Raw genomic sequence first — 24,247 nt, 5'->3', positions numbered from 1 at the left:
AATGGACGCAGAGGATGCCTGACGAAATGACCGATCACCGCGAATGGTATGAGGGCAACGTCGCCCGACTAATTACCGCCAAGCAGCGGGAATACGTCGAACTCGGCGGCGACATTGACGAAGAAATGCGCAGGCTGACGGAAATGCGCCAGCAGCACGAAGCACTCGGCGCAGAGATCGTGGCGCTGCGGAAGGAATACCGGAAGAGTACGGAAGGGGAGGCGGAGTAAATGTACGCACATGATTACGTTATAGCCGCGATAATCGCCGTACTGATCGGCGTGGGGACCGAAAGTGTTTCGACGGCAGGATTCTTCGGATGCTTGGCGCTGGCTCTTTTCGCGGTAATAAATATCGCCTACCATACGAAGGAAATCGCGGAAAGGGGTCGGAAATGACGTTACTAAAAATCGTATCAATCGTATTCCTCGCGTATCTAACGTACGCAACGGCCACCAACGCGCAGGAAGGCGAAAAGAACACGGAAATTTACGTGGCGTGCGTCATGCTCGTAGTGCCGCTGGTTTACATCGTATTTAACTAACGGAAGGGGACGGTAATTTGACGAAGGTAAGTAACGTAAGACTAACCGATGATTTTCTAAACGAGTATCGCGGAAAGCAGCCGAAGTGGGGATTCGGAGGACTCGGGTATATCGTATATCTGCGCACATATGCCCGCAAAAAGGACGACGGAAACCTCGAACGGTGGGACGAAACAGTGCAGCGGTTTACCGAGGGTAACTTCCGGATCGAAGCGCAACGGCTCGAAGAAATCGGCAAGCTAACGGACGAAGCGCTCGACCGACTGAACACGGAAATGGAACGGTTTTACCACCTTGCGTTCAACCTCGTAATCCTTCCGCCAGGGCGCGGGCTGTGGATGAGCGGCACGAAATACGCGGAAAAGGTGGGCGACGCGGAAAATAACTGCTGGTCCGTTTCGATGCGACCGCAAGCGTACGAGAACGGCGGGGAGCTGCGCCCGAGCTTTCCGGCAGTGTTTACGTTCGACCAGGCGATGAAAGGCGGAGGCGTCGGCATTAACGTGCAGCGCAAGCATGTCGACAAGATGCCGAAAGTGAGTAACCACCTCGATATCGAATTTATCTGCGATCCGTACCACGACGATTTCGACGAAGTGGAGAGACTGGGCGTGTATTCCGAGGAAGGATTCAACGATATCCGACTTAAAGTCGAGGATTCGCGACAGGGATGGGCGGCTGCGCTCGGTGACGTTATTGACGCGCATTATAACGGCGTTGAGTATTTTGCGATTGACATTTCGAATGTACGACCGCGAGGTTCCGAGATTAAGGGCTTCGGCGGAATTGCCAGCGGGCCGGCACCGCTCGTCGACATGCTTACGAAGGTAAATAATATCCTTAATAACCGCGTAAACGACTACGTTTCGCCGACGGAGTGGGGCGACGTTGTGCAGAACATCGGGTGCTGTGTCGTGGCCGGGAATGTGCGTCGTACGGCACTTATCCTCATCGGAGACAAAGACGATCAGGACTATATCGAATCGAAAAACTATTCGCTCGAAAAGAACAAGGTTGCGAGTCAGTGGCGATGGGCTTCGAACAACAGCGTCGATATCGGCATCGATACGGAGCGCGAGGAGCTGCGCAATCTAGCCGTGAATATCTTCTATAACGGAGAGCCCGGATACACGAATACGGAACTGTCGAAGCACTACGGACGTATCATCGACGGCTATATCGAGAACGTGGACGGCGAAGTCGAAGGATTTAACCCCTGCGGAGAAATCACGCTACCGAACGCCAGTCCGTGTAACCTATTCGAAATCAACCTGCCGCGGATCCACGAACGAATCCAAGCCGGAATTGATACCGAATCACTTTACGAAGAGGCTGCGTACCTGGCTACGCGATACGCCTACCGTATTACTTTCCGTCAATACGAATGGGACGCCACCCGCGACGTAGTATACAGACACCGCAGGCTCGGCGTAGGAATTACCGGTATTACCGACTGGGTGCTTATGCGATTCGGACGGAAAGCCATTGCCGGTTTTGACAGGGACGAAGCGGTGTTCGACCACGGAGTAACGAAGGAACTCGATAGGCTTTATCGGTTTGTTCGCGCAAGTAACGAAAGTCACGCGAAAGAACTGAACGCGAATCCGTCTATTAAGGTGACAACCGTTAAGCCGTCCGGGACTGTTTCGCTGCTCATGGGCGTATCACCCGGACAACATTTCCACTGGTCGCGATATATCATCCGCCGGATCCGCATGGCGTCGAACGCGCCGCTCGTTCCGGTGCTGCTAGACTGCGGATACTCAATGGAGCCTGCGGTAAAAGGATTCGATAGCGACGGAAAGCCGGTATATGACGACCACACGATCGTCGTGGAGTTCCCGGTCAAGTCGCCAACCGCCGACCACGCCGATTTCCAGTCCGCAGGAGATGTACCGCTCAAAGAGCAGGCGGCGCTGCAGGCGATACTCGCGACGTACTGGTCCGATAACGCCGTATCCGCGACGCTATCATTTAAGAAGCCGACACCGCGGCCGGTATACTTCCACGACGGCACGAAGCTGCTGAATAAGTTCGGCGAACCGAAGCTGGTCGTAGATAAACGCGACGAGGACCGGATTATCGACGAGATTACCGACATCCTTGACCGCTACAAAGGCGTGATCAAGTCGACGTCCCTTCTGCCGCACGCTACCGATACGTATCCGCAGATGCCGCTCGAGGAAATCACGGAGGACCAGTATATCGAAATGACCGCGAAACTAACCGCGAAGCCGTGGGAGGTAATGAGCGGAGAGGTTGCCGCAGAAGACGACGATACGACGGACAATTCGATGGAATGTGTAGGCGGATCTTGTCCGATAAAATAAGCGGGGCCTCGGAGCCCCGTCCGGAGGTGTTCGGATGGAAATACTCGCGGAAAGCGTAAGTAATACCGAGTTTTGGCTTGGGGTTATTTTCGGAAGTTTTTTCGGGCCGGTTTTTACTGGTTTGATTGTTCTGTACACCGTCATCATGATTATAGAGCGTAAGTTTGACTCGGAAGCGTTGGGAGCAATCTTTATTTTTACTGTATTTTCCACAGCGGGGTGGCTCGGTATATATTTCGGAATCACATCGGAGCCGACCGTCACATACGAAGTCATCATCACGGACTATAACGAAGTATACGAACAAGGCTACGAAATCACCGGCAATCGTGGCGAAATTTACGAAGTTAGGGAGGCGGACTAATGCCGTTACCAAAAGACTCGATGTTCTTCGGATTCGCGGAAAAGTTAACCGACGAGCAGCGCACCTACGTCGATTCCATTTTCGACAATCAGTTGACGATCGTCAACGCGAAAGGCGGCACGGGTAAAACGACGCTCGCCGTTGCCGTTGCGAAACTTCTCGACCAGCCGATGATATACACGTTCTCGCCGGTGGAGGAAGGCGCAATCGGACACACGCCGGGCACGGTCGAGGAGAAGGAGGAGAAATATATCCAGCCGCTACTCGACGCGCTCGACGCCATTAACGAGGACGCCCGATTCGCTTTATACCGCGAACGCAATCCGGACATGATTAACGACCAGACGTGGATACGCGCCAAGTCGCATACGTTCGTCCGCGGTACGAATATTATCGGCTCGACCGTTATTATTGACGAGGCGCAGAACCTGACTCGCGGAGAGTTAAAGAAGCTGCTGACGCGAATTCACCGTAATACGAAAGTCGTAATGATCGGACATACCGGCCAATGCGATTTAAAGAATCCGGCAAAGAGCGGTTTCGAACCTTACCTCGAATGGTTCCGCAATCAGCCGTACGCGCAGGTTTGCGAGTTGACCGAGAATTTTCGTAGTCCATTGGCGCAACATGCCGACGAGCTTACGTGGTAGAGCGAAACTGTTCACTAAGGAGGATGGAGTTAAATGTCTAAAAAAGTGACCATAGGCATGAATATGAATTAGTAAAAAATTTTAGACGTAGGTTGGTTTACGCACAAAAAAGTTTGTAAGATATGCGGACATGTAAATGACAAAGTTAGGATATCGGATTGAGGGAAACTATGAAGGAGTTGATTAGATGATTACGATTGCAACTTTATCGAATGAAGTTTTATTAAAAGAGTACAAAACTTGTGTAGTCATAGCAAGTGGCGAACTTATCACTAACAAAACATTTCAGTATTTAGAACGATTGAATGAGGTAGAGAAAGAAATATTAAAACGTATGAAACAAAGTCAGTAAACGGCTCAGACATACGGAATGTCGAGTGGAAACTATGTACTTAAAGAAAAGGTGGCGATACCTCTGACTGCATTAGGAAAATTTGTTTTATGTGAAAAGTGTAAATTCTCAGGAAAGCGAACTGATTTGGAGTGGATACCTTTTAATCCTATTGATACCTTCTTGGGCAAAGACTCAAGAGATAGCCCTAATAATATTATCAAGTTTAGGGAGATATGTCCCAACTGTAAAACAGAAGATAGTGTAGTTGTTGTTTAGGGTGAGCAGTAGAAGGAAACTGCGACATAAGGAGGAATTAAAAATGGATTATTTAGAGGATGCAAAAAAAAGAAATTCGTGAACGTTGGTTTGATAATCACGTAATAAAAAGAATCGAAGGCGAGAACGGATTTCAACGTATTTCATGGGGAGAAAAAGGAACTAGGATGTACCAAGTTGATTATATTTTATCAGATAATATGGTTTTCGTTACTGGTGATTTAGGAGATGCGGCATATTCTTTAACTTGCCAAGCAACATTTGAAAACATTAAAGATTTTGACCTATCTTATTTTACTGGTAAGTTGTCAGCCTATGAAAGAAGAAGATGGGATTTCGATTATACTCTTGCTCAAGAACAGATAGAAGAATATATCTTTGATTGGTGCGATGTAAGTCATTTCGACCAACTAAGCGAAGATGATAATGAACTTTATGAAGAACTTCTTTACGCAGCTAGAAATTGGGATTTACAAGATCACTTTGAAAAAGCAGTATTTTCAATTTGGGAAAATTCAAATGTAAGTTGGTTTGATGGCGAGGCTGCAAGTTGTATTAGTGATTGCGGAAAAAGATTACCACGTAGTTTTATTGCTTATTGGGTTGGTTTACAGATGGTTGCAGAACAATTAGAAAGCAAAAAAGAGAAAACGGCTTAGTTCGCAGTTCGATCACTCCACGTAACAAAAGGAGGCGGAACCTATGGCGAAATTTACGCAAAGTAGCGAAGGTTTAGCGCAGGAAGCGATCGATTATATCCGGCAATTCGACGATTGCATCGAAGAACTCGAAATTAAAGCGAACGCCAATGACGGCTATGTCGACGTAATCGTCCTGATCAACCGAGATAAAAGGAGACGATAACATGCGAAGAATAACCGATATCTGCCCGGTCTGCGGGCTTCGTTTCACGGTCGTGGACGACATTGGCGTCGTCTGCGGACAGGCGGACTGCTGCCGGAAATTTGACGAATGGCAGGCGGAAGAGGAAGCGGAGGAAGACGATACGGGGAGGACGAGTAAATGAAAGAAGACGGAAAGCTTTGGCGGTTTCTTGAGCGTATCGCGAAAAATAAGACGGGCCATTCCGTATTAACCGTTATTTACCGGACGTGGGAACGCGTCAACAGAATCGTTAATTATTTCCGGAAAGATGCTTCCGTTTTTGTTCAGTACGTGCATTATATGGACAACTACGGTAACCACCGAAAGTATCCGGACAGCTTCAATATTCATATCTGCGCGAAGGGTAAATGTCAGAGCTTGTGGGGTTCCGCAGACTTTACCGAGGCGCAAAAGATCGTCGACTTCCTCCGCGCAGACAAGAAGAAAGCCGTTATCGAAATGAGCGCCGGAATGGGCACCACTTCGATACTTATTCCCAAGTGGGCGAAACAAACGGTTATTGACGAACTATTGAAGGTAATCGAGGAGACGAAGCAGGACGTAGAGGACTACCGCAAATGGGCTGGTGACGGAGAATGACGAAGCAATTGCCGCAAACACTGCGAGTAGGCGCGAACGATTACAGTGTAGAATTGACGGACACTCTCACGGCAGCAGACGGATTTATCGGAATGGTTCGATACAACGAAACGAAAATACTACTGCAGAACGCGGGCTTATCGGAAGGAAAGCGGCTCGACGTACTCATTCACGAATTGACACACGCGATAATGTACGAGGCAGGGTTCGAGGAGCACGAAGAAGATACGGTAAACCGCGTAGGCAAAGTACTTACGCAGGTACTCCGTGACAACGACTTCACGTTCGCGCGAGGCCGCGTTGACGAATAACCGACAACCGACCGGAAGTTGACGGAATGAGCGATATGGACGAACAAATACGAAGTAAGGAGCGCGGTAATATGGACGGAAGCAGATTCGAATTGAAGTGGGGACTGAACGAGGACATTGACGCGGATATGCGCAAGCAAGCCGAAAAGCATGAAGCGGAGTCCATCCCGGTAAAAGTGAAGCGCCTGCACCCGGACGCAAAAATGCCGGCATATGCGCACGACGGCGACGCAGGCTTCGATCTCGTCGCGATAGAGGACACCGTAATCGAGCCGGGCGAGACTGCGCTAATCAAAACGGGGCTGGCGTTCGAGATTCCGGAAGGCTTCGAAATGCAGGTGCGGCCACGGTCGGGCGTTTCGCTGAAGACGAATCTGCGCGTATCTAATGCGCCGGGGACGGTGGATTCGAACTACCGCGGAGAGGTTGGCGTGATTGTCGATAATATTGCGGATAAGCCACCCGAAAAACCATTCGTTTCGCTGGTTGGTGGAATCGACGGCAAGGTTTCGCTGGATGACGGCGGCAATCTATACGACGAGGGTACGTACATCATCCGTAAAGGTGACAAAATCGCGCAGGCGGTACTTAACCGCGTACCGCAAGCGGAGTTTATCGAAGTGGACAAACTGGGCGCGACAGATCGTGGCGAAGGCGGCTTCGGTTCATCCGGCTACACAACGAAAGGGGCGGAATAAATGGCGGAAACAACGATGAGCGTTACGTTAATGGCGCATACGCAGTTGAGCGGGAAATTTACGCAGAAATTATTCGAAGAGGACGCGATGTTCCTCGACGAAGGGATCGACGCAACCGACGGCCAGGCGGTCGCACTCTCCGCAATCCGAACGTGCTACTCGGCGAACAAGCCGTCGGAAATCGTCGCAAAGGAAGGCGCCAAGTATTTCGGCAAGAAGGCGACAGACGGCGAAGGCGGCACGGACGCTGATCGGCTGCTCCGGATGATATTCCGCAGTAAGCATCTAAGCACCGTCGAGCACCTAACGTTCACATTCACGATCGAAGGCGTAAGCCGTGCGCTACTTGCGCAACTCACGCGCCATCGTGCGGGCTTCTCGTTCAGCGTCCAGTCGCAACGTTACGTGAAATTCGGTAGCGAGAATAAATCGGGCGGGTTTGACTACGTTGTGCCGGATAGTATTGCGAATGACAACCGTAAGCACCCGAGTAATTACGACGGAGACTTCTACGTGGAACTTACCGCGAGGGATCAATTCGAGGAAGCGATGGGAGACGCACAGTGGGCTTACGATAAATTACGGAAAGCAGGAGTGCCTGCCGAAGATGCCCGCTCAGTATTACCGAATGCCGCTGCGTGTAATCTCGTAATGTCCGTTAATCTCCGGGCGCTGCTCGACTTCTACGCGAAAAGGAAGCCGGGGAGAGGCGCGCAGGGCGAGATAGCGAAGTTAGCGGAGTCACTAAAGTCGGAGGTTGTCGCGGTGGAACCGTGGACTTCGCAATTCTTCGGTGAAGCATAACGAAAGGGTGATTCGATTATACACGTCATACTCGCGCTAACACTTGCGCCAATCTGCATAGATACGAACGAAGTCCGCGAAATAGACGGATCGCCCGTAATATACGGCGAGCATATGCCGGAGGCGGTCGAAGTTGATCCGCATAGCCCGGAGGTAGTCGAAGAGGAACCCGAGCCCGACTGGCGCACGTTCGAATCGACCGCCTACGTTGCTTTTTGCGACACGGGATGTACCGGAGTGACCGCGACTGGATATGACGTCAGCGACACGATTCATTCGCCAGGCGGCCGCCGTATTGTCGCGACAGACCCGGACGTGATTCCGCTTGGCTCGGTCGTAGAAGTGCGGCTGTCCGATGGTACCACGTTCGAGGCGAAGGCGCTCGACACTGGCGGCGCAATTAACGGAAAAATGATCGATTTACTCGTAAGCGACACGGATACCGCGTGGCAGTTCGGCCGGCAGTCGGTCGAGTTGCGCGTAATAACGAAAGGAGACGGTTAAATGAAATTCCACGAAATCGACGGAGTGCGTTACGTAGAGGCGGACAGGAAGGCGGAGGTTGGGGATAAGATTATCGTTGTTAATACGTGTGATAAACGGTGGGAGAACGGAGAAGTATTCGATGTATACGCGGGAGGTAAAGGCGTCATCTCCATTCGGCATCCGGAAGGTAATTACGGCGGAAAAGAACTCGCTATAGTTGCGAACAACGAGTTCCGCGTACTCGAGCCGATAGAAGACCGCGACCTATCCGACATCCTGGCGCACGTTGCCCGCGAACAGGCGGAGATGAAGCGGGAACTTGCCGCACTGGCGGGCAGGCTCGAAGATGTGGCGGAGATTGCCGAGCCTCGGGCGGATGCTCACCCGGTCGGAGAATCCTACGACTTTTGGCGCGGTGATTCGGTGTACGACGCGGAAGAGGAGCCGGATCCTGCCGTGGCGAACGCGAATATTACCGATGTGACCGAAGATATCGGACAACGGACGTGTATTCTCCGCAACGACCATGAGCGGGCGATATATGACGTGTGCCAAGACCTCGCCACTCTGCTCATCCGCAAGAATCGCGACTATGGCGACAGCTTTTCGAAGCAATTCGAACGCTACGGAATCGACTCGGCGCTAATCCGTATGGACGATAAACTGGCGCGATTGGAAACGTTAAAAGATGGCGATCAGACGGAAGTTGCGGAAAGCCTCGAAGATACCGTGCAAGACTTGGCGGGATACGCCGTGCTGACTGCGTTTGAGCTTCGAAAGGCCCGTTAGTCCTCGTCCAGTCGAAACGCGTGAAACCGCTCGCCTTTGACGCTAACGGCGCCGGCGTAAAAATAGCGGACGTATTCGTCGGGCACGTCAATTCCGCAGTCACGGAGCGTCTGGCGAATGTGGAGGTAGTTTTTCCGGTCGACTTTCGTCTTGGCATCGGCAGGCGCGGTCGTAGCGAGTTCCTCCTTTTGTATCGCGAAGGTTTTCGAAGCCTTATCATAGGCAACGGCAACCCACGGCGTAAATGCGCTGTCTATGCCGATCTTTTCGAGAGCTTTCGCGGACAGGCGGATGCGTCCGTACTTGTCGAGCGTGATATGCGGTTCATTTGGCGCGATTTTCAGAAATTCGAAGGAAGATTCGTTTGACACGGGTATACACGTCCTTTTCGTTTAGTGGCGTTACCTTTATTATACGCGAAATTGACGAGTTGTAAACGGGCTGGGCGGAAAATGAGACGAAAGGGGCGATTATATGGGCGTATCGCGCTATGATAAATCGGCGCAACACAAACGGCTGGAACAGCGGTACGCGCTCGACGATAAAGACGGCGTACGGGCGTTGCTCCGCGACATACACACGCTGAACAGCCGGTCATATAACGGGGATTATGCTGCGTGCGACATACTCGCTGACTTGGCGACGGCGATCGGAGCAGCCGGACTGACGGATCGGCAGCGGGAGGCCCTCGGCTACATTTACGGCGAGGACTTAACGCAAGCCGACGCAGGCAAGCGCATGGGCGTGTCGCACGCGGCAGTGTCGCAATTTATCGAGGCAGGCACCCAGAAGATAGCGGAGATTTATTTTCACTGGGCGGGGCACGGCGAAGGATACGAAAGCGGGGAGGATGATTCGCAATAATGGCGACACACACGGAGCAACTAAAAACGGAAATCTCTGTAATAGAACGTAAGGTGCGCGAAGGCGGTATGTGTTTCGAGGAACGGAGCGCCGAGATTGATCGAGTATCTAAGGAATACGTATTGCGCCTTTCCTCGTTTAACGACGCGCAAAAAGCAGCGGAGGAACTATCCGCGGAATCTTCCGGAAGGAAGCCACGCGAACTCCCGATAAATCCGCCTGACACCGCCTTGCTCGATAGGTTATCGGACTTACTGCTGCACGAAGATTTAACGGATAAAACACCGTGGAAAATACGGAACACCGAGTACCCGTTTATGAACGCGAGGATGACGGAGGATCGGAAGGCGAAGGACGTAAAGGTGTCGGCTATCGAGCGCGAACAAGAGCGAAAATTAGGCGGGACCCGGCGGATGCGAGCTCCGCAAGAACACGCGTTCATGGATCGGGCAGCGCGAAATAAAAACGCGGAAAGAAGACGTAAATATAACGCGTTTGTAAAAGGAAAAACGGAGGGGGTGCTGCGCGTTGTCATTAAAAAAGCGGAATGACTACGACATCTCTTTCCGAAAGGCCTCCCGCGCGCTTCACCATGTATCTTCGCGGAGTGAGCGTATTTCCGAGGCTGGCGCAATGATTGACGCTTATGTCGAGCAGCACGAAGAGCCTCCGGCAGATTATTTATGCGAGGTAATAGCAGATTCGCTCCTGTCCGAAGAATTGCGGAATCGAAATCCGGATAAGGTCTCCGCAGAAGAGTACCCGATTTTATCGCACAGAAGAATTAATAGGCGGACTCGTCGGCGTAAGGATACTAAATGGTTCGAGGTGGAGTACGTACCGAGAGATTACGACGTTCACCTGCTTAAGTACGGGTCGGGCGGATTGTATGAGCGGACGGACCCCGAGACTACGAAAGAAATTATCGACCGTGACGTACGCAGGTACGAAGAGATGAACGAGGCGCAGCCGGTGCATACGTACTATATAAAGCCGGAACCGGTCCGGCGCAATACTAATTCGCGCACAGGCCGCGGAGAGGAGGGGCGGATATGGGCGGAAGCCGTTAAAAGTCGCGACGGGTATCAATGCCAGAAGCCGGACTGCTCCACTAGGGCGGGAATAATGCACGCTCATCACATTCACAACTACGCCGATTGGCCGGAATTGCGCACAGACGAGAGTAACGGAATCACTTTATGCGAGCCGTGCCACAAAGAATTCCACTTATTTTACGGAAAATCGCGAACTACTTACGAAAACTTAGAGGAATTTTTCGGATCATACTTACTAAACGCGGAAAATGTTACGTATTAAAGTGTGAGGGGAAATACTTCCCGACAGTGTTACGGCGTCCACAGCGGGCGCTTTTATTTTGCCGGAAAACCGGCGCTAAATAAATTACGAAAAGGGAGCGATGTATCATGGCGGGTAATAAACCACGCGAAGATCAAGCGAAGGAAGCGAAATCAATCGGAGAACTCACGGTATCAATTTCCGCAGACGTATCCGAAGCACTAACCGGACTTAAAGCGATTCAGCGAGAGGCGCGGAAAGCTACGCGGGCCATACGGGAGTTAGAAGCTGCAAAATCCGGTTGGAGCGAGGAATTCGAACAGCTTGTCGAATCGCACATGGAACTAGCGAGGAAGCACGACGATATCCTTGCGGAAGCGAATAAGCAGCTCGCGATACAAGGCTACGACGGCAACTGGAATTACGACGAATATATGCACGGAATGTATAACGGAATGGAACTCATTGTCGCGCAGATGGAAGACCGCGAGCCGGAATTCCGGGAGGCGCCGGACGAGTGGATCGTAGACAAGCCGCGGGAGATAGACGAACCCATTTCGGTAGAGGACGGTGATTCCGCTGACTAACTGGGCGATGATCCACCGGCAAACAGGCGAAATACGTGAAATGGACGAACACGACCGGACGCAACGGCGGAAGGCGGAAGGCTACGCTAAATTACGCGAGGGTAGACGCCACGACTTCACGTTTACCGACATGGATAACATTCCGAATATAATCGGACATATCGAAGATAAGCACTGCGGGTACCTTCTGTATCTGCAGTGTTTTATTTCGTACGATGACGGCAGACTGACGAATCCTGACCGCGATAAAACACCGATGAGCAAGCGCGATATCCAGGAAGTCGTCGGCCTTAAGAAAACGGCGTTCGGCGAGTTCTTCCGGGACATGACGGATAACGGAATCATCTACCGCAACGAGGACGACAGCTACTCGGTAAACTCCGCGTACCATTTCAAAGGGAGCACCGCCAATCCGAACGTAATTAAATCGTTCACGGCGAAGGTGCGCGAGCTCTACACGGGGCGGAACGCGAACAAGCTCGGCTTTATTTACAAGCTGCTTCCGTACGTCCACTTCGAAACGAACACGGTATGCGCGAATCCTTACGAGAAGGACGTCGCCAAGATTACGCAGCTATCGAAGCGGGAGATTGCGCAACTGACCGGTGTGTCGGAGAAGACGGTATATACGTACCTGAGGCGGATGAAGCTCGGAGACGAGTACGTGTTCGCGGAGATCAGGCGGGGCAAGACGTTCTACTATAAGCTGAATCCGTTCATTTTCTACCGCAAGAATGGTCGGCCGGATGCGACACTGCGCGAGATGTTCCGGCTCGGTTTTAGCGGGAAAGAAAAGTGAATGACCGTTCATCGGTAAATTCGCGGACGTTTTCGGGCTTTCATCGGTAAATTCGCGGACGTTTTTAAATAGGCGTAAAACACAACATATAGCGTATATAGTGCGTATATATGGCGTTTGTATACTATATATTGACGAGTGGTGGTGTTGGCGACGCAAATTATATCTTAGTCTTTAGTAGTTTCGGGATTACGCAGCTAATAGACAAGGACAAGTGCCTGCCTTCCGCCTCCGCTTCTCTACGGCGTCGGCCACATGTTCTTTATAAAACCTTTTCGCGAATATGTATTAATAACAGAGTGGCGCGGAGCAAAGCGACGCGCAGGGTCTTGACATTGAATCCGTCGTCGGCTTTTCAAAGCCATCGGGGATTCCCGTAATAGGGCGGCATAGGTAAATACGGTATAACACGAAAGGAGGACGATTACATGGCGAAGAAACTATCCGATAAGCAGTACGCGGCTATTGCGTTGCTCTCTCTTCCGCAACGTGGCGGTATGACATATGAGCAGATCGCGGAGCAGGTCGGCATACACCGGACGACACTACATGACTGGCGGAGGGATGACGACTTTAACGCGGAACTTAAGGCGCAGATTATGCGGAGTACACTCGATAGGTTGCCGGACATTATGGCGAGCATACCCGATCATATTATCGAAGATGGTAATGCGGCCTTATTTCGCACACTATTACAGGCACACGGAATGCTAACCGAGAAGCACGAGGTAGAGGCGAAGGGATCCGGACAGGCGGACATGGACGCTATACGTGCGAAGATACAGACGCACCGTGATACGCAGACGTAGGGGTACCGTTATAGGGGCGCACATATAATAGGAAGATACCCGGATATAGTCGTATGCAGGGTGGGCTATACCGAGGTACGTACGGCTACATGGCGCAGGGGTATTATACCGGATTATACCGCTGTAGGCCGTTACGGGCGACGATATTACTGCGCAATAGTGACGGAGGGGTTACGTATTAGGCGGACACGCACGCGCTGATACGCAGGCACAGACGGTGCTAGACGGACACAGGCCGGTAGGGTTGCGCATACAGATACGTACGAATACACACGGGCAGGTACGTACACACGCGCATATACCTGCACCACCGCCCTGCCGCGCGGCCCTTCGAACACTTTGCGTCGAATCTTATCGTCGTTATTCATTCGTTTATTCATCAGAAGAATTTGTAAAACGTTGATTTAACGCCATTCTTTCGATGCATAAACGAAGGAACCGATTAGAAGCGCTCGAACCGTTGATGTGACGGCGTTCCGTATGTAACAAAGCGCCATTCTGTTACTTTCGTTATGCAATCGATGAATTCCGTATGCATGCCGGAGCTTGTCGAAAGCTGTCGACCCCCAACGGGTGGGACGAGATTCCCCACGCCTGACGCTCACTGGCCGCGGATATCAAATTTTCACTTCGGATCTTACCGGAATGAAGCGGACACCACCCGTATTACATCGAGTATATCACGTTTCTCACCGTCTACGCACGGGGTTTTCGTCGCGCTAGCCTTCTCGGAGGGTAAACGTACCTAAACGCCTACAAACGGTAAAAACCCCGCTGTTTTCAGCGAGGCTTCACGTTACAAATTAATTCCGGTATAAACTTCGTCGATATCCGATTGTTCAACGCCAATATATCGGAGTGTGAGCGATTGCTTCGAATGATTAAATATCCGCATCAACAACGCAATATCCGTGCCGTTATTATACGCGAAATATCCGAAGGTTTTCCGGAGCGAGTGGCATCCGATCTCCCCGCTAATGCCGGCCCGACGTGCTGCTTCGTTTATTACGCGGTAAGCTTGCACGCGACTAATCGGCCTAGCGCCTTTACGGCTACGGAACAAGTAATCGGAATCTTCCGCATCGGTCGGCACAAGCTCGGCAACCGCCCGTTTAATTGCGGTGTTAAATACGAACCGCTTCGCCTTGCCGGTCTTTCCTTCGCGCAAGGTTATTGTGGACTGACCGCGCACCTGCCCGACCCGGAGCGTAAGGATATCGGATATGCGGAGTCCGCTGTTAATCCCGATGACGAATAACAAGCGGTTGCGCCCATGTAGAGCGGATTTCATGGCGGCTATCTGACGCTTACATTTTATTGCGGATACTTCGTTCATGGAACGTACCTCCGTTCGTGTAACATAGCTATCGCTTAAGTTACATTCAGTATATATCAGCGATACATACGGAGTCAAGCGAAACTTACGAAAAGGAGGCGAAATAATGGCGGACATATCCACCGGGCGCTGTCCGGATAAAGGCGATAAGCAATGTACCTGCCGGACTTTTTGCGCCAAATTATACGGCACGGAAGCACGCAAACTACGACATGAAGCGTCAAAGGCGCATCCAACCGAACATACAACGAAACTACGTAAATGGCGGGAATTCGTGCGGAAATATACGTTCCGCGGAAGGTAGCACGACTATATCACACGGAAAGGAGGCGGTTAGATGGCGTGGACGAACGGAGAGTGGCTCGAAAGGCCAGCGCGACAGAAACGTATCGATGAATTCACCGCGTTAAAGGACGAGTTATTTACGCTGGTGGACGATACATTCGGCGGAGACGTGGGCGCGTTGCCGGACGATTTACAATACGATTTATACGAAACGCTCGAGGAACTCGATCGGCTTAAACGAATCCACCGGGCAGAAGTCGACCTACTATATTTCGCGTATGAATACTTCGGCGACGACTTAAACCCGGATAACGACGGTAACTGGATTCCGCGGTACGACGACAGCAACCCGGACACCATCACGTCTAACGCGCCTTTCTTTCACGGCGAGATATGCGAAATCATGAACGACGTGTCACACGTTCGACGTAATGATAAGGTTGCCGTCGCGGCGCCCAGGTCACATGCTAAAAGTTCCTTCTTATCGAAGGCGTACCCGATTCGCGAAGTCGTGTTCCGACTGCGCAAGTACGTCATTATCATATCGGAAACGCCGGCGGTATCCTCCGCGAATATGGAATGGATATCGGAGCAACTGAAGAACAACGAAAAGCTGCGGGCGGACTTCGGACCGCTCTTATCGCCGAAGGACCAGGCGAACATTAAAGACAATTCCGAAGAATTTATCGCATGGTACGAAGATAAGAACGGACGCAAACGGCAGTCGGCGTTAGTGCAAGCGGCATCGACGGGACAGAGACTACGGGGACGTAACTGGAACGGAAACCGGCCGGACTTAATCGTTTGCGATGACTTAGAGGACGCGAACACGAACGCAGCTACCCCTGAGCAGCGGAAGAAACTCCGCGAATGGTTCGCATCAGTTGTTGTACCGCTTGGTGACCCGAAAGGTGAAAAGACCGCTATTTTATACATGGGCACAACCGTACATCATGAGGCACTTTTAATGCACATCCTATACAAGCGGTCGGACTTTCGGACAAAGTTATACCGCGCGATTATAGATCAACCGGTAAACGGCGGACTGTGGGAGTCTTGTCGCGAGATATATGTTAATAGAGAAAATGCGAACCGAGCCGATGAAGCTCGGCTTTTTTATGAGGAAAACCGCGAAGACATGGACGAGGGTGTTCGAGTTCTATGGCAAGACGTCCAGCCGATTTACAAACTAATGACGTGGAAATGGGATAACGGTTCCAAAGCGTTTAATACGGAGTACATGAACAACCCGATCGACGAGGAATCGATGATTTTCAACCCGGACACGTTCACGTACTGGACGAAGGACCCGTCGCTCCACACGGACGATTTCAAGAATAACCGGCGCTTCCGTATCGGAATGGGCGTCGACTTTGCGATGGGTAAACAACGCGGAGACTATCAGGCGGTAACAGTGACGGCAAAGGACGAGGCGAACGACATTATCTACGTAGTCGATTCGTTCCTCGACCGGATCCCGCCACAGAAGTTTATCGACGTCATTGTCGCGAAGGTAATCGACTGGCAGCCGGACATAATCGCCGCCGAAGCGCAGATGGCGCAGGAATTCTTCGTCGACACGTTAAAAGAATCGTTGCAAGAAGCGGGCTACCCGGCTCATACCCGCGTAAAGAAGATACAGCAACGGAGCCGTAAGGAACTGCGAATCGAAGCGATGCTGCCCGACATTGAAAGCGGGCGGATCCGGTTTTCAAATAAACACGCGGCCCTGCTCGAGCAATTCGAGCGCTACGGAACCGGGGCGCATGATGACGGTCCGGATAGCTGCGAAATGTCATACTCGGTTATTCAAAAGCCGGAATTACGCGTAATGGACAAACCGCCGGGATTCTAACCGGCATTACAACGAAAGGAGGCGTTTGCCATCGCACTATTTTACGAAGGGGCGCAGTATCCCCCGGAAGAACATATCGGACGTGTCGCGAAATATGCCCGAGGTAAGGCGGTATTCGATAACCGGCTGTGGGAGGTATACGACCGCGCCACCGAAATCTTAAGCGAAACGAATCACGCGGATTACCTCCGCAAATTATATATTTCTATCGGAATCATGGACATCCTTTGCGCCAAGCCGGCCGACCTGCTCGTCGGAGAGCCGCCGAAGTTTGAGTCCGGTAAAGACTCCGAATCAATCGAGCAGCGCCGCATTAACGAAATCGTCGAAAATAACGATATGACGCAGATGCTCCACGAACAGACGACCGGCAACGGATACCGCGGCGACGCGTTCTTGAAAACGTACTACACGTACCGCCAGGATATCTCGGAGGTGCCGGAAGCATGGCGCGATGAGATCCGCGCAAAGATGAAGCGCGAAGTTATCATCGAAAGTGTGAGCGCTAAATTCGTATTCCCAGAATTCGCGGAAGGATCGAAGAAGCGGGTTAAAGCGTATAACATCGCATGGCCGGAATTCGTAGACGTCGGCAAGGAGGAGCGCGTATTCCTTAACGTCGAACGCCATGTGCCCGGCGCAATACTGTACGAACGTTATCGCATGCACGATAAGCACGTCGTAACCGAATACGGAGACAGCGCGCACGTGCCGGTATTCACCGTCGGCGAGCGCGTTAACACTAACCGCGACCAAGACGCCATATTTACGGGTGTACCGCACCTGCTCGTCGAGCACATTCCGTACAAGGCGACAGACGACGAATTCTTCGGAATCAGCGGCGTGGAGAAACTCGAATCCATACTGGCCGCGCTAAACGACCGCCTTACGCAGATCGATTATATCCTATGGAAGCACGCGGACCCCGCGATGCGTGGACCGCAATACGGCGGAGACGGTTCGATGAAAGCGAGCGGCAAGTATTTCCCGTTCACGCAGGACGAGACGACTCCGGAATACTTAACGTGGAACGCGCAGCTCGATTCCGCGTTTAAGGAGATCGACTATCTGCTCGGCGTGATTTTCCAGATGTCCGAAACGCCGCAATGGCTATTCGGTACGACGATGACGGAGGACCGCGGAGGCACCGGAACGTCCCACACGGACGGCGCCGCCATTAAAGCGCGGTTCATGCCGATTCTATCGAAAGTTAAGCGGATCCGCATGTATGTCGACCGTGCCGTTCGCGACGCGCTATGGAAGGCGCAAATGCTCGAAAACGAAGCGAACGAAGACGTCGACGGGTGGGAACCGTACGAGCCTGTATATCCGACGGTAACGTGGAGCGACGGACTTCCGAAGAACGAGAAGGAGCTCGCGGAAATCTATTCGATCAGAACCGGAGGCAAGCCGACTATCGACCAGCACTCCGCGATTAAGAAGCAGGATGACGTTGACGACGAAAAGGCTCGCGAAACGATTGACCGCATTGTTACGGATGAGACTCGCGAAGAAGAGTCGTTCGCAAGCGTACAATCAATCCGCGAAGAGCCGATCGAAGGAGATGACGCTTAATGCCGACAGAGAGCGAAGGATATCGCAACGCGCTCGACGTAGACCCTAGCGCAGATATCGAGCGTCACGCTAACCGAATTGCGCGAAAGGTTGCCGGAACGCGGAACGATGTTCTCGAAGTGCTTGGCGACATTGAGCTCGATAACTTGACGCGTGCCGAACAACAACGCGTCGTGCGCCGTGTTAACGAAATACTCGGCGGACTCGATGCGAACTTGTCGGCGGAAATCGATAACGCAATTGACGATATTTACGAACACGGGCGCGCTCGTACGTTAATTGCGTTAGGATTATTCGCGTCGATGGGCGCAGCTCGGCGTTATTTGCGAAGCGACGACGTAATAGAGAGCCGAACGCATCGAACGTGGAAAACATCGCAAAAGGACGTCACGACCGAAGACTTGCTCGCAATGACGTCGAATACGAGGCGCCGAGTCAAGTCGGAAGTTAGGCGAGTTGCTGCGGAGGTCTTGCGTGAGGAGTATTCGACCGCGGTGAATCGGCGAGTAATGACGCAACGGCTCGAACGTGCCGGAATGCACGCGATAACAGATTCGGCGGGTAGGCGTTGGAAGATGAGCCACTACGCGGATGTCGTTATGAAGACGAAGATGGTCGAGGCGCACCGAGAAGCTGGCGAGATTGAAGCGAGGGAACGCGGTGCTGGTTACGTTGTTATATCGCAACATGGCGGGAGCTGTAAAAAATGCGTTCCTTGGGAAGGACGCGTGCTACGAATTAACGACTCGATCGAAGGGACGCAACCGACCGTAGACGAGGCGCGGAATTTTGGGCTTTATCATCCGGGGTGCCTACATTCACAAGTCGTTATACGAGACCCAAACATAATTCGTTAATATCTGACTTACGGAATGTCTTTAAACTTTCGGAATCTATAGTCTACGCGGACTTTAAAACGTGGAGGTACAAATGGTAGAGGAAACTAAAGATTCGCAAGTAACCGAAACAGACGAAAGTGTAAACGAAACTCAAACGGTTGAGGAACCGGAAACTAAACCGGAAGAACAGGCGGAGGCCAAAACGTTTACGCAGGACGAAGTGAACGCGCTTATTGCGGACCGACTCAGTCGCGAGAAAAAGAAATACTCCGATTACGAGTCCGTAAAAGAGAAAGCGGAGCGCTTCGAAAAAGAAGCGGAGGAACGCCGTCTCGCCGAAATGTCCGAGAAAGAACGGGCGGAAGAATTGGCGAAGAAGTACGAAACAGAAAAGGCGGAAATTGCGCAGCAGCTCGAGGAGTTTAAGTCGCAAGTCCAACGCGAAAAGGTAACGAACGAATTTATCAAAAAGGCGCAAGCAGCGAACATTGCGTATGTAGACGACGCGCTGGCCCTGGCCGACCTATCCGCGGTAACGGTCGAAGACGGGAAAGTGAACGGCGTGGATGACGTAGTGCAATCGCTGATTGAAAATAAACCGTTTTTACTTGCGCAGAAGAAAGCGGAAGCAAAAGAGATCGGCAGTCCGTCAAATTACGACGATAAGCAGGCGGAGAAAACGGCCGACCAACTGCTGCAGGAAGCGGCGCAAAAGGCGAAGCGTTCGGGAAAGACCGAGGACCTCGCCGCGTATCAGCAACTTAAACGAGAATTAGGACGATAAATCGTCGGGCATATTGCCGGGCGCTATTTTTATGCAATTAAAACCTAAAACAAAATTGGAGGAATTTTAAATGTCTAAGATTTTTAACCAGGAACTAGTCGGAAAACGCGAATCGGTAGTCGATCAGCTACTACTTCTTAACGAGCACCAAACGCCACTTGTGAGCCTTCTCGGATTCTCCGCACCAGTAACGCAAGTTGAGCACCAATGGTTCGAGGACGAAATGTTCGCGGACGAGTCTACAGTTACCAGCGCAGTGATGGACGACGCAACTACAATTCCGGTAGTAGATGCAGAGCCATTCCGTAAAGACCAAGTTGTTAAAGTAGGCGAGGAGCTTATGCTCGTAACTGCAGTAAACGGTGAAGACCTTTCCGTACAGCGTGGATATGCTTCTACACCAGCAGCCGCTGTTGACGAAAACGCGAAAATCGAAGTTATGTTCGTAGAAGGCGAAGAGGGACGCGACGCGCGTGACGCTCGTTACAAGCCACGTAAACGCGTGAGCAACCTTACGCAAATCTTCGACGACTCTATCTCCATTACCGGCACTGCTGCGGCTGTCGCGAACTACGGCATTGATAACATCTACAACCACGAACAAGCGAAAAAACTACTCGAGCTTGCGCTGCACATCGAAAAAGCAGCAATCAACGGTGTTAAATACGAGTCCGGTGACGGCGTTACTCGTCAGATGCGCGGTATCCGTAACTTCATTCAGACGAACGTTGCTAACGGTGGCGGAGACCTTACTGACGAGAAGATTAACGATACTATGCAGGCTATTTACGAAAAAGGCGGATTCCAGACTGGCGGTAACTATAAAATCATGGTTGGCGCGAAGCAGAAGCGTGCTATCAGCAACTTTGAAAAATCAAATATTCGCTTGGACCGCCAGGACAACGGACGCGGCCAGGTAGTTGACCACTTCGTATCCGACTTCGGCGCTGCTGAAATCGTACTGAACAACAACCTCGCTGCTGACGAACTATTCGTAGTAGATGCGAACCGTATCGCGCTTAAGCCGCTACAGGGCCGCGAAATCTCTCACGAATACCTCGGAAAACAGGGCGACTACTACAAAGGTATGCTTGTTGGTGAGTACACGCTCGAATTCCTACAGGAAAAAGCACACGGACGTATCAAAGGTCTAGCGTAATAAAAACGGAGGTGTCGCGATCATGGCGAAGTTCAAATCGCGTTACTCCGAGTTAGCTTTCTACGTCGGCGATGAGCGTAAGCAGTTCGTCGCTGGCGTTTTTAAGACGGAGGACGCACGGACAATCAAAGCGCTCGATTCGCTATCTGACGCAACGCGCGTAGATGAGCCGAAGCCCGAGCCTGCAAAACCGGCGGAGGAGCCGAAAGAAACGCCGAAGCCAGCCCCGCGCAAGAAAGCGCCGGCCAAGCGAAAGGCATCCTCCGCGAAATAAAGGAGGTGCCGTAAATGGCGGAATCACTAACAACGCAAGCAGCGGACGAATACATCGGATCGTACGTGATTGATACGGAAGACTGGTTCGAGGCGGAGGAAGCGAAAAAACAACGGATGATAAACGTCGCTGACCGCACGCTTCGGAAGGAATTCCCGCTCCATCACGTGCCGGCCGATGCCGTATTCGAATACTGCGCAAAACTGGCGGTTGTATTTAACGATACCAACCGGTTACAGCAGCACGGCGTGGCGTCATTCTCCGTTACGGGGGTGGCGTCATTTACGTTTAAGGAAAACAACGTTAAGGCGGCAAGCGGGCAGGCGCTTACTGCGTACATCCCGCCGGAGGTTTACGGACTGATTAACGCCTCACCGGAAAACGTCGGCCTGCCGAAACTAGGCGACGGATCAACGCCGAGGGATGTGACGATGTAATGGCGCTTATACCGTTAAATCAGCATATCATCGTCCTGCGCGCAAATACGAACGAAGACGGAGAAACGGAATTCGACGACTGGGGTAATCCGAACATGTCGGAGCCCGAGTCGTATTTTATTTCGCATAATCAGACGGTACTCGACGACGGGACCGTATCCATTCCGGCACGTGTCGCGGAAGGAAGTAACGTAGTCGTAAACCGCTCCGGCGACGGGTCAGGCACAACCGCCGGCAGTACGCAGGTGGCGCAAGCCCGGATCCTACTCGATAAACTTGCGGACATCCGGTACACCGACGAAATATCCTTTACGAATGAACTCGGACAGACAATAACGCGAAAGCCGAAGGAAATCAACGTAAAGCGGATGTTAAGCGGAAAACCGGTATTAACCGAAATTTTTATCTGAGGAGGTGTTTATCTAGTGGAATGGGACGCATCGAGTTTCCTATCGCATCTTGACGCAAAAGGTAACGGAGCGCAAAAGGAAGCGGAAAAGCGGTTAATGGACGCAGTTGACGATCTCGCACGAATAGCACAAAGTATTGCGCCGATACACACCGGATACCTTCGCAAGCAAATCCGCAAGTCCATGCGATCTAAAACGGGCGCATTGTCGGGCGAGGTGTCGTTTAATGCGATAGCCAATTCGAGCGGATACGGTGAATTTAACTACGCGATATGGACGCATGAATTCATGGGCGCGGGGCAGGCGCGTACTAGCGGAGGTACCGATGGATATACGGTCGGGCCGAAGTATTTGACGCGTCCACTGGAAGGCGAGGAACAACGTTGGCTGCGGGAAATCGCGTCCGGCGTGAAAGGGGTGCTCGATTAATGCGAGTCATCGATTTAATTACGTTTCTGCGCGGTGAAGTCGATTATCAATACGTCCCGAACAAGTTTCCGACGTCGGCGGGATATCCGGACAAAGCGGCTGCGGTCGTGATTCACCCGGGACGACCCGTCGACGAATGGACGGGCAAGCGGCAACCATCGTTTCAAATCCTCGTACGTGGCGGACCGAATGGGGATGCCGATGCAGAAGCGAAAGCATACGAAATATTCGACACGCTCGCCAATCGGCGGGATGTCAATATCGGCGCGGACTCACTATCGATTATCACACCGGTAGGGTCGGCGCCTTTTTATATCGGAGAGGACGAGATCTACCGGCCAATCTATTCGATGAATTTTAACGCGGTGATACGGCCGGCACCGCAAACCTAATTAGGAGGACGACTAAATGGCAAACGGAATTAACGTACCTATCGGACCGGCGGAAGTCGAGTACGGTGATACGACATACAAAATTACAAAAGGCGGTATCCAATTTCAATCGACGTCACAAGTACACGACGTAACAGTCGACCAATATGGCGAAACCGTCGTCAAGTCGGTGTACCAAGGCGGATCGGCGCAAGTAACGGTACCATTCGCGTTACATGACCTCGAAAAACTGGCGGAAGCAATCCCGAACAGTGAATACGTAGAGGACGGCGACAAAAAGAAAATCACCGTTAAGGCGCAGGCAGGTTACGATATGCTCGAAAACGCGAAGAAACTCGTAATCAAGCCTACGTCAGCGGGAACTACGGAAAACGACTGGATCACGATTCCACTCGCAGGCGCTCGTAGCGACTTGGATTATACGTATGACAGCTCAAACGAGCGTATCGCGAACCTTACGTTCGTGGCGTATCCAGACCTCGAAAACGACGGCGTATTGTTTATTCTAGGTGACGAGTCGGCGGCAGACACGCCCTAATTTCGGGTTTTACGCTGAATATTAATGGCGCTCACAACGGGCGCCTTTTTACTACGGAAGGAGGACGCTCGGAGTGCCGATTTTAGATAAATTACGCGATAGATTTACGAAAGAGAAAACGAAATCACACGTTATGCTCGGTGACCGCGAAGTCGAAGTACCGAAGCTGACGTACACGAAATACCGAAGGATGATCGAGGTATCCTCGCAATTACCAGGCGCGATAACGACGTTAATCTTTACGCCGGAGGAAGAACGCGCATCAACCGCTTTACACTTATTCGACATTGTCGCGGAGGAGATATTCGAAGCTACCGCGGTGCTATCCGAAATAGACGCGGAATGGCTTAAAAACAACGCATCAATTACGGAGGTAGCGGATTACCTCGTATGGACGTACAAACGGAATAACTTCGCTGAAACGGTAAAAAACGTGCGAAGCCTTCTGCGCAAGGAACCGACGATGCAGGAGGCGGAGACAACGGAGACGACCGAACAATAGACGATT

The 24,247-nt window shown here is 51.7% G+C and carries 33 protein-coding genes; 31 read left to right on the top strand and 2 right to left on the bottom strand.

All coding sequences use genetic code 11. The features are described 5' to 3' along the window. Positions 1-26 precede the first annotated feature (26 nt). The 13 genes from CDZ94_RS21330 (at position 27) to CDZ94_RS21695 (ending at position 9,071) form a co-directional block, all read left to right on the top strand. The gene (locus tag CDZ94_RS21330) at positions 27-230 is read left to right on the top strand and encodes a hypothetical protein (protein ID WP_157911738.1); all 204 of its coding nucleotides are present in this window, start codon (positions 27-29) and stop codon (positions 228-230) included. A gap of 331 nt (positions 231-561) precedes the next feature. After that, the gene (gene nrdJ / locus CDZ94_RS09660) at positions 562-2,874 is read left to right on the top strand and encodes a ribonucleoside-triphosphate reductase, adenosylcobalamin-dependent (RefSeq protein WP_096436535.1); all 2,313 of its coding nucleotides are present in this window, start codon (positions 562-564) and stop codon (positions 2,872-2,874) included. A 34-nt stretch (positions 2,875-2,908) separates the two neighbouring features. Continuing rightward, a complete protein-coding gene (locus tag CDZ94_RS09655; RefSeq protein WP_096436533.1) occupies positions 2,909-3,238 on the top strand; it encodes a hypothetical protein in 330 nt (109 codons plus the stop codon). Beyond that, positions 3,238-3,888, top strand: coding sequence for a PhoH family protein (locus CDZ94_RS09650; RefSeq protein WP_096436531.1), 651 nt, complete (start codon positions 3,238-3,240; stop codon positions 3,886-3,888). Before CDZ94_RS09655 ends, CDZ94_RS09650 begins: the two co-directional genes overlap by 1 nt. Before the next feature lie 187 nt (positions 3,889-4,075). Then, positions 4,076-4,240, top strand: coding sequence for a hypothetical protein (locus CDZ94_RS21325; RefSeq protein ID WP_157911737.1), 165 nt, complete (start codon positions 4,076-4,078; stop codon positions 4,238-4,240). Between the two features lie 317 nt (positions 4,241-4,557). After that, positions 4,558-5,157 (top strand): hypothetical protein, encoded by a 600-nt coding sequence (locus CDZ94_RS09645; protein WP_096436529.1) that lies wholly within the window; start codon positions 4,558-4,560, stop codon positions 5,155-5,157. Positions 5,158-5,200: 43 nt separating this feature from the next. Next, entirely contained in the window at positions 5,201-5,362 is a 162-nt protein-coding gene (locus CDZ94_RS21320; RefSeq protein ID WP_157911736.1) for a hypothetical protein, read from the top strand. Between the two features lie 159 nt (positions 5,363-5,521). Further along, a complete protein-coding gene (locus CDZ94_RS09640; protein ID WP_096436527.1) occupies positions 5,522-5,983 on the top strand; it encodes a hypothetical protein in 462 nt (153 codons plus the stop codon). Next, the gene (locus CDZ94_RS09635) at positions 5,980-6,294 is read left to right on the top strand and encodes a hypothetical protein (RefSeq protein ID WP_096436525.1); all 315 of its coding nucleotides are present in this window, start codon (positions 5,980-5,982) and stop codon (positions 6,292-6,294) included. Before CDZ94_RS09640 ends, CDZ94_RS09635 begins: the two co-directional genes overlap by 4 nt. A 164-nt stretch (positions 6,295-6,458) precedes the next feature. Then, the gene (gene dut / locus CDZ94_RS09630; RefSeq protein ID WP_425352562.1) at positions 6,459-6,992 is read left to right on the top strand and encodes a dUTP diphosphatase; all 534 of its coding nucleotides are present in this window, start codon (positions 6,459-6,461) and stop codon (positions 6,990-6,992) included. Continuing rightward, positions 6,993-7,796, top strand: a complete 804-nt coding sequence (thyX, locus tag CDZ94_RS09625) for an FAD-dependent thymidylate synthase (RefSeq protein ID WP_245415724.1) — start codon at positions 6,993-6,995, stop codon at positions 7,794-7,796. A 237-nt stretch (positions 7,797-8,033) separates the two neighbouring features. Continuing rightward, positions 8,034-8,300 (top strand): 3D domain-containing protein, encoded by a 267-nt coding sequence (locus CDZ94_RS09620; protein WP_245415723.1) that lies wholly within the window; start codon positions 8,034-8,036, stop codon positions 8,298-8,300. Then, positions 8,301-9,071, top strand: a complete 771-nt coding sequence (locus tag CDZ94_RS21695) for a nucleotide modification associated domain-containing protein (RefSeq protein WP_245415722.1) — start codon at positions 8,301-8,303, stop codon at positions 9,069-9,071. It begins immediately after the preceding gene. Here the strand turns inward: CDZ94_RS21695 and CDZ94_RS09610 are convergent. Continuing rightward, positions 9,068-9,442, bottom strand: a complete 375-nt coding sequence (locus CDZ94_RS09610; RefSeq protein ID WP_096436521.1) for an alginate O-acetyltransferase AlgX-related protein — start codon at positions 9,440-9,442, stop codon at positions 9,068-9,070. The two genes, CDZ94_RS21695 and CDZ94_RS09610, sit on opposite strands and share 4 nt — an antisense overlap. A gap of 103 nt (positions 9,443-9,545) precedes the next feature. Between CDZ94_RS09610 and CDZ94_RS09605 the strand changes: the two genes are divergently transcribed. From CDZ94_RS09605 to CDZ94_RS09580, 6 genes are all read left to right on the top strand, one after another. Further along, entirely contained in the window at positions 9,546-9,935 is a 390-nt protein-coding gene (locus tag CDZ94_RS09605; protein ID WP_096436519.1) for a sigma factor-like helix-turn-helix DNA-binding protein, read from the top strand. Then, positions 9,935-10,486, top strand: a complete 552-nt coding sequence (locus CDZ94_RS09600) for a hypothetical protein (RefSeq protein ID WP_096436517.1) — start codon at positions 9,935-9,937, stop codon at positions 10,484-10,486. Before CDZ94_RS09605 ends, CDZ94_RS09600 begins: the two co-directional genes overlap by 1 nt. Before the next feature lie 277 nt (positions 10,487-10,763). Then, positions 10,764-11,252, top strand: coding sequence for an HNH endonuclease signature motif containing protein (locus CDZ94_RS21315; protein ID WP_157911735.1), 489 nt, complete (start codon positions 10,764-10,766; stop codon positions 11,250-11,252). A 107-nt stretch (positions 11,253-11,359) separates the two neighbouring features. Next, entirely contained in the window at positions 11,360-11,818 is a 459-nt protein-coding gene (locus CDZ94_RS21070; protein ID WP_106408550.1) for a hypothetical protein, read from the top strand. A 40-nt stretch (positions 11,819-11,858) separates the two neighbouring features. Then, positions 11,859-12,617 (top strand): helix-turn-helix domain-containing protein, encoded by a 759-nt coding sequence (locus tag CDZ94_RS09585; protein ID WP_157911734.1) that lies wholly within the window; start codon positions 11,859-11,861, stop codon positions 12,615-12,617. Between the two features lie 428 nt (positions 12,618-13,045). After that, the gene (locus tag CDZ94_RS09580) at positions 13,046-13,426 is read left to right on the top strand and encodes a phBC6A51 family helix-turn-helix protein (RefSeq protein ID WP_096436511.1); all 381 of its coding nucleotides are present in this window, start codon (positions 13,046-13,048) and stop codon (positions 13,424-13,426) included. 796 nt (positions 13,427-14,222) lie between these two features. Here CDZ94_RS09580 and CDZ94_RS09575 read toward each other — a convergent pair. Further along, positions 14,223-14,762 (bottom strand): site-specific integrase, encoded by a 540-nt coding sequence (locus CDZ94_RS09575; protein WP_096436509.1) that lies wholly within the window; start codon positions 14,760-14,762, stop codon positions 14,223-14,225. A 337-nt stretch (positions 14,763-15,099) separates the two neighbouring features. Here CDZ94_RS09575 and terL point away from each other — a divergent pair, with 337 nt between their 5' ends. The 12 genes from terL to CDZ94_RS09510 all read left to right on the top strand — a co-directional run bounded on the left by terL (position 15,100) and on the right by CDZ94_RS09510 (position 24,241). Next, positions 15,100-16,902, top strand: coding sequence for a phage terminase large subunit (gene terL, locus CDZ94_RS09565; RefSeq protein ID WP_245415721.1), 1,803 nt, complete (start codon positions 15,100-15,102; stop codon positions 16,900-16,902). Positions 16,903-17,118: 216 nt separating this feature from the next. Further along, a complete protein-coding gene (locus CDZ94_RS09560) occupies positions 17,119-18,477 on the top strand; it encodes a phage portal protein (RefSeq protein ID WP_245415720.1) in 1,359 nt (452 codons plus the stop codon). Between the two features lie 173 nt (positions 18,478-18,650). After that, positions 18,651-19,334 carry a phage minor capsid protein gene (locus CDZ94_RS09555; RefSeq protein WP_157911733.1) on the top strand — a complete coding sequence of 228 codons (684 nt, stop codon included), beginning with the start codon at positions 18,651-18,653 and terminating at the stop codon, positions 19,332-19,334. A 73-nt stretch (positions 19,335-19,407) separates the two neighbouring features. Continuing rightward, a complete protein-coding gene (locus CDZ94_RS09550; protein WP_198546706.1) occupies positions 19,408-20,100 on the top strand; it encodes a phage scaffolding protein in 693 nt (230 codons plus the stop codon). Positions 20,101-20,170: 70 nt separating this feature from the next. Then, positions 20,171-21,259, top strand: a complete 1,089-nt coding sequence (locus CDZ94_RS09545) for an SU10 major capsid protein (protein ID WP_096436503.1) — start codon at positions 20,171-20,173, stop codon at positions 21,257-21,259. Between the two features lie 22 nt (positions 21,260-21,281). Further along, the gene (locus CDZ94_RS09540) at positions 21,282-21,533 is read left to right on the top strand and encodes a hypothetical protein (RefSeq protein WP_096436501.1); all 252 of its coding nucleotides are present in this window, start codon (positions 21,282-21,284) and stop codon (positions 21,531-21,533) included. 14 nt (positions 21,534-21,547) lie between these two features. Next, positions 21,548-21,970, top strand: a complete 423-nt coding sequence (locus tag CDZ94_RS09535) for a hypothetical protein (protein WP_096436498.1) — start codon at positions 21,548-21,550, stop codon at positions 21,968-21,970. A gap of 95 nt (positions 21,971-22,065) precedes the next feature. Beyond that, positions 22,066-22,380: a hypothetical protein gene (locus CDZ94_RS09530; protein WP_245415719.1), complete on the top strand. Its 315-nt coding sequence runs from the start codon at positions 22,066-22,068 to the stop codon at positions 22,378-22,380. Between the two features lie 15 nt (positions 22,381-22,395). Further along, complete coding sequence (locus CDZ94_RS09525; RefSeq protein WP_096436494.1) at positions 22,396-22,809, top strand: hypothetical protein; 414 nt, start codon at positions 22,396-22,398, stop codon at positions 22,807-22,809. Then, positions 22,809-23,201, top strand: coding sequence for a minor capsid protein (locus CDZ94_RS09520; RefSeq protein WP_096436492.1), 393 nt, complete (start codon positions 22,809-22,811; stop codon positions 23,199-23,201). Before CDZ94_RS09525 ends, CDZ94_RS09520 begins: the two co-directional genes overlap by 1 nt. A 16-nt stretch (positions 23,202-23,217) precedes the next feature. Further along, positions 23,218-23,739 (top strand): hypothetical protein, encoded by a 522-nt coding sequence (locus CDZ94_RS09515; RefSeq protein WP_096436490.1) that lies wholly within the window; start codon positions 23,218-23,220, stop codon positions 23,737-23,739. A 73-nt stretch (positions 23,740-23,812) separates the two neighbouring features. After that, the gene (locus tag CDZ94_RS09510) at positions 23,813-24,241 is read left to right on the top strand and encodes a hypothetical protein (RefSeq protein WP_096436488.1); all 429 of its coding nucleotides are present in this window, start codon (positions 23,813-23,815) and stop codon (positions 24,239-24,241) included. Positions 24,242-24,247: the final 6 nt, after the last annotated feature.

This window comes from Alteribacter populi (genome assembly GCF_002352765.1).
GTDB classification, from domain to species: Bacteria; Bacillota; Bacilli; order Bacillales; family Salisediminibacteriaceae; genus Alteribacter; species Alteribacter populi.
The sequence above is the reverse complement of the archived record's forward strand: the minus strand, read 5'-3'. Positions and strand labels throughout refer to the sequence as shown.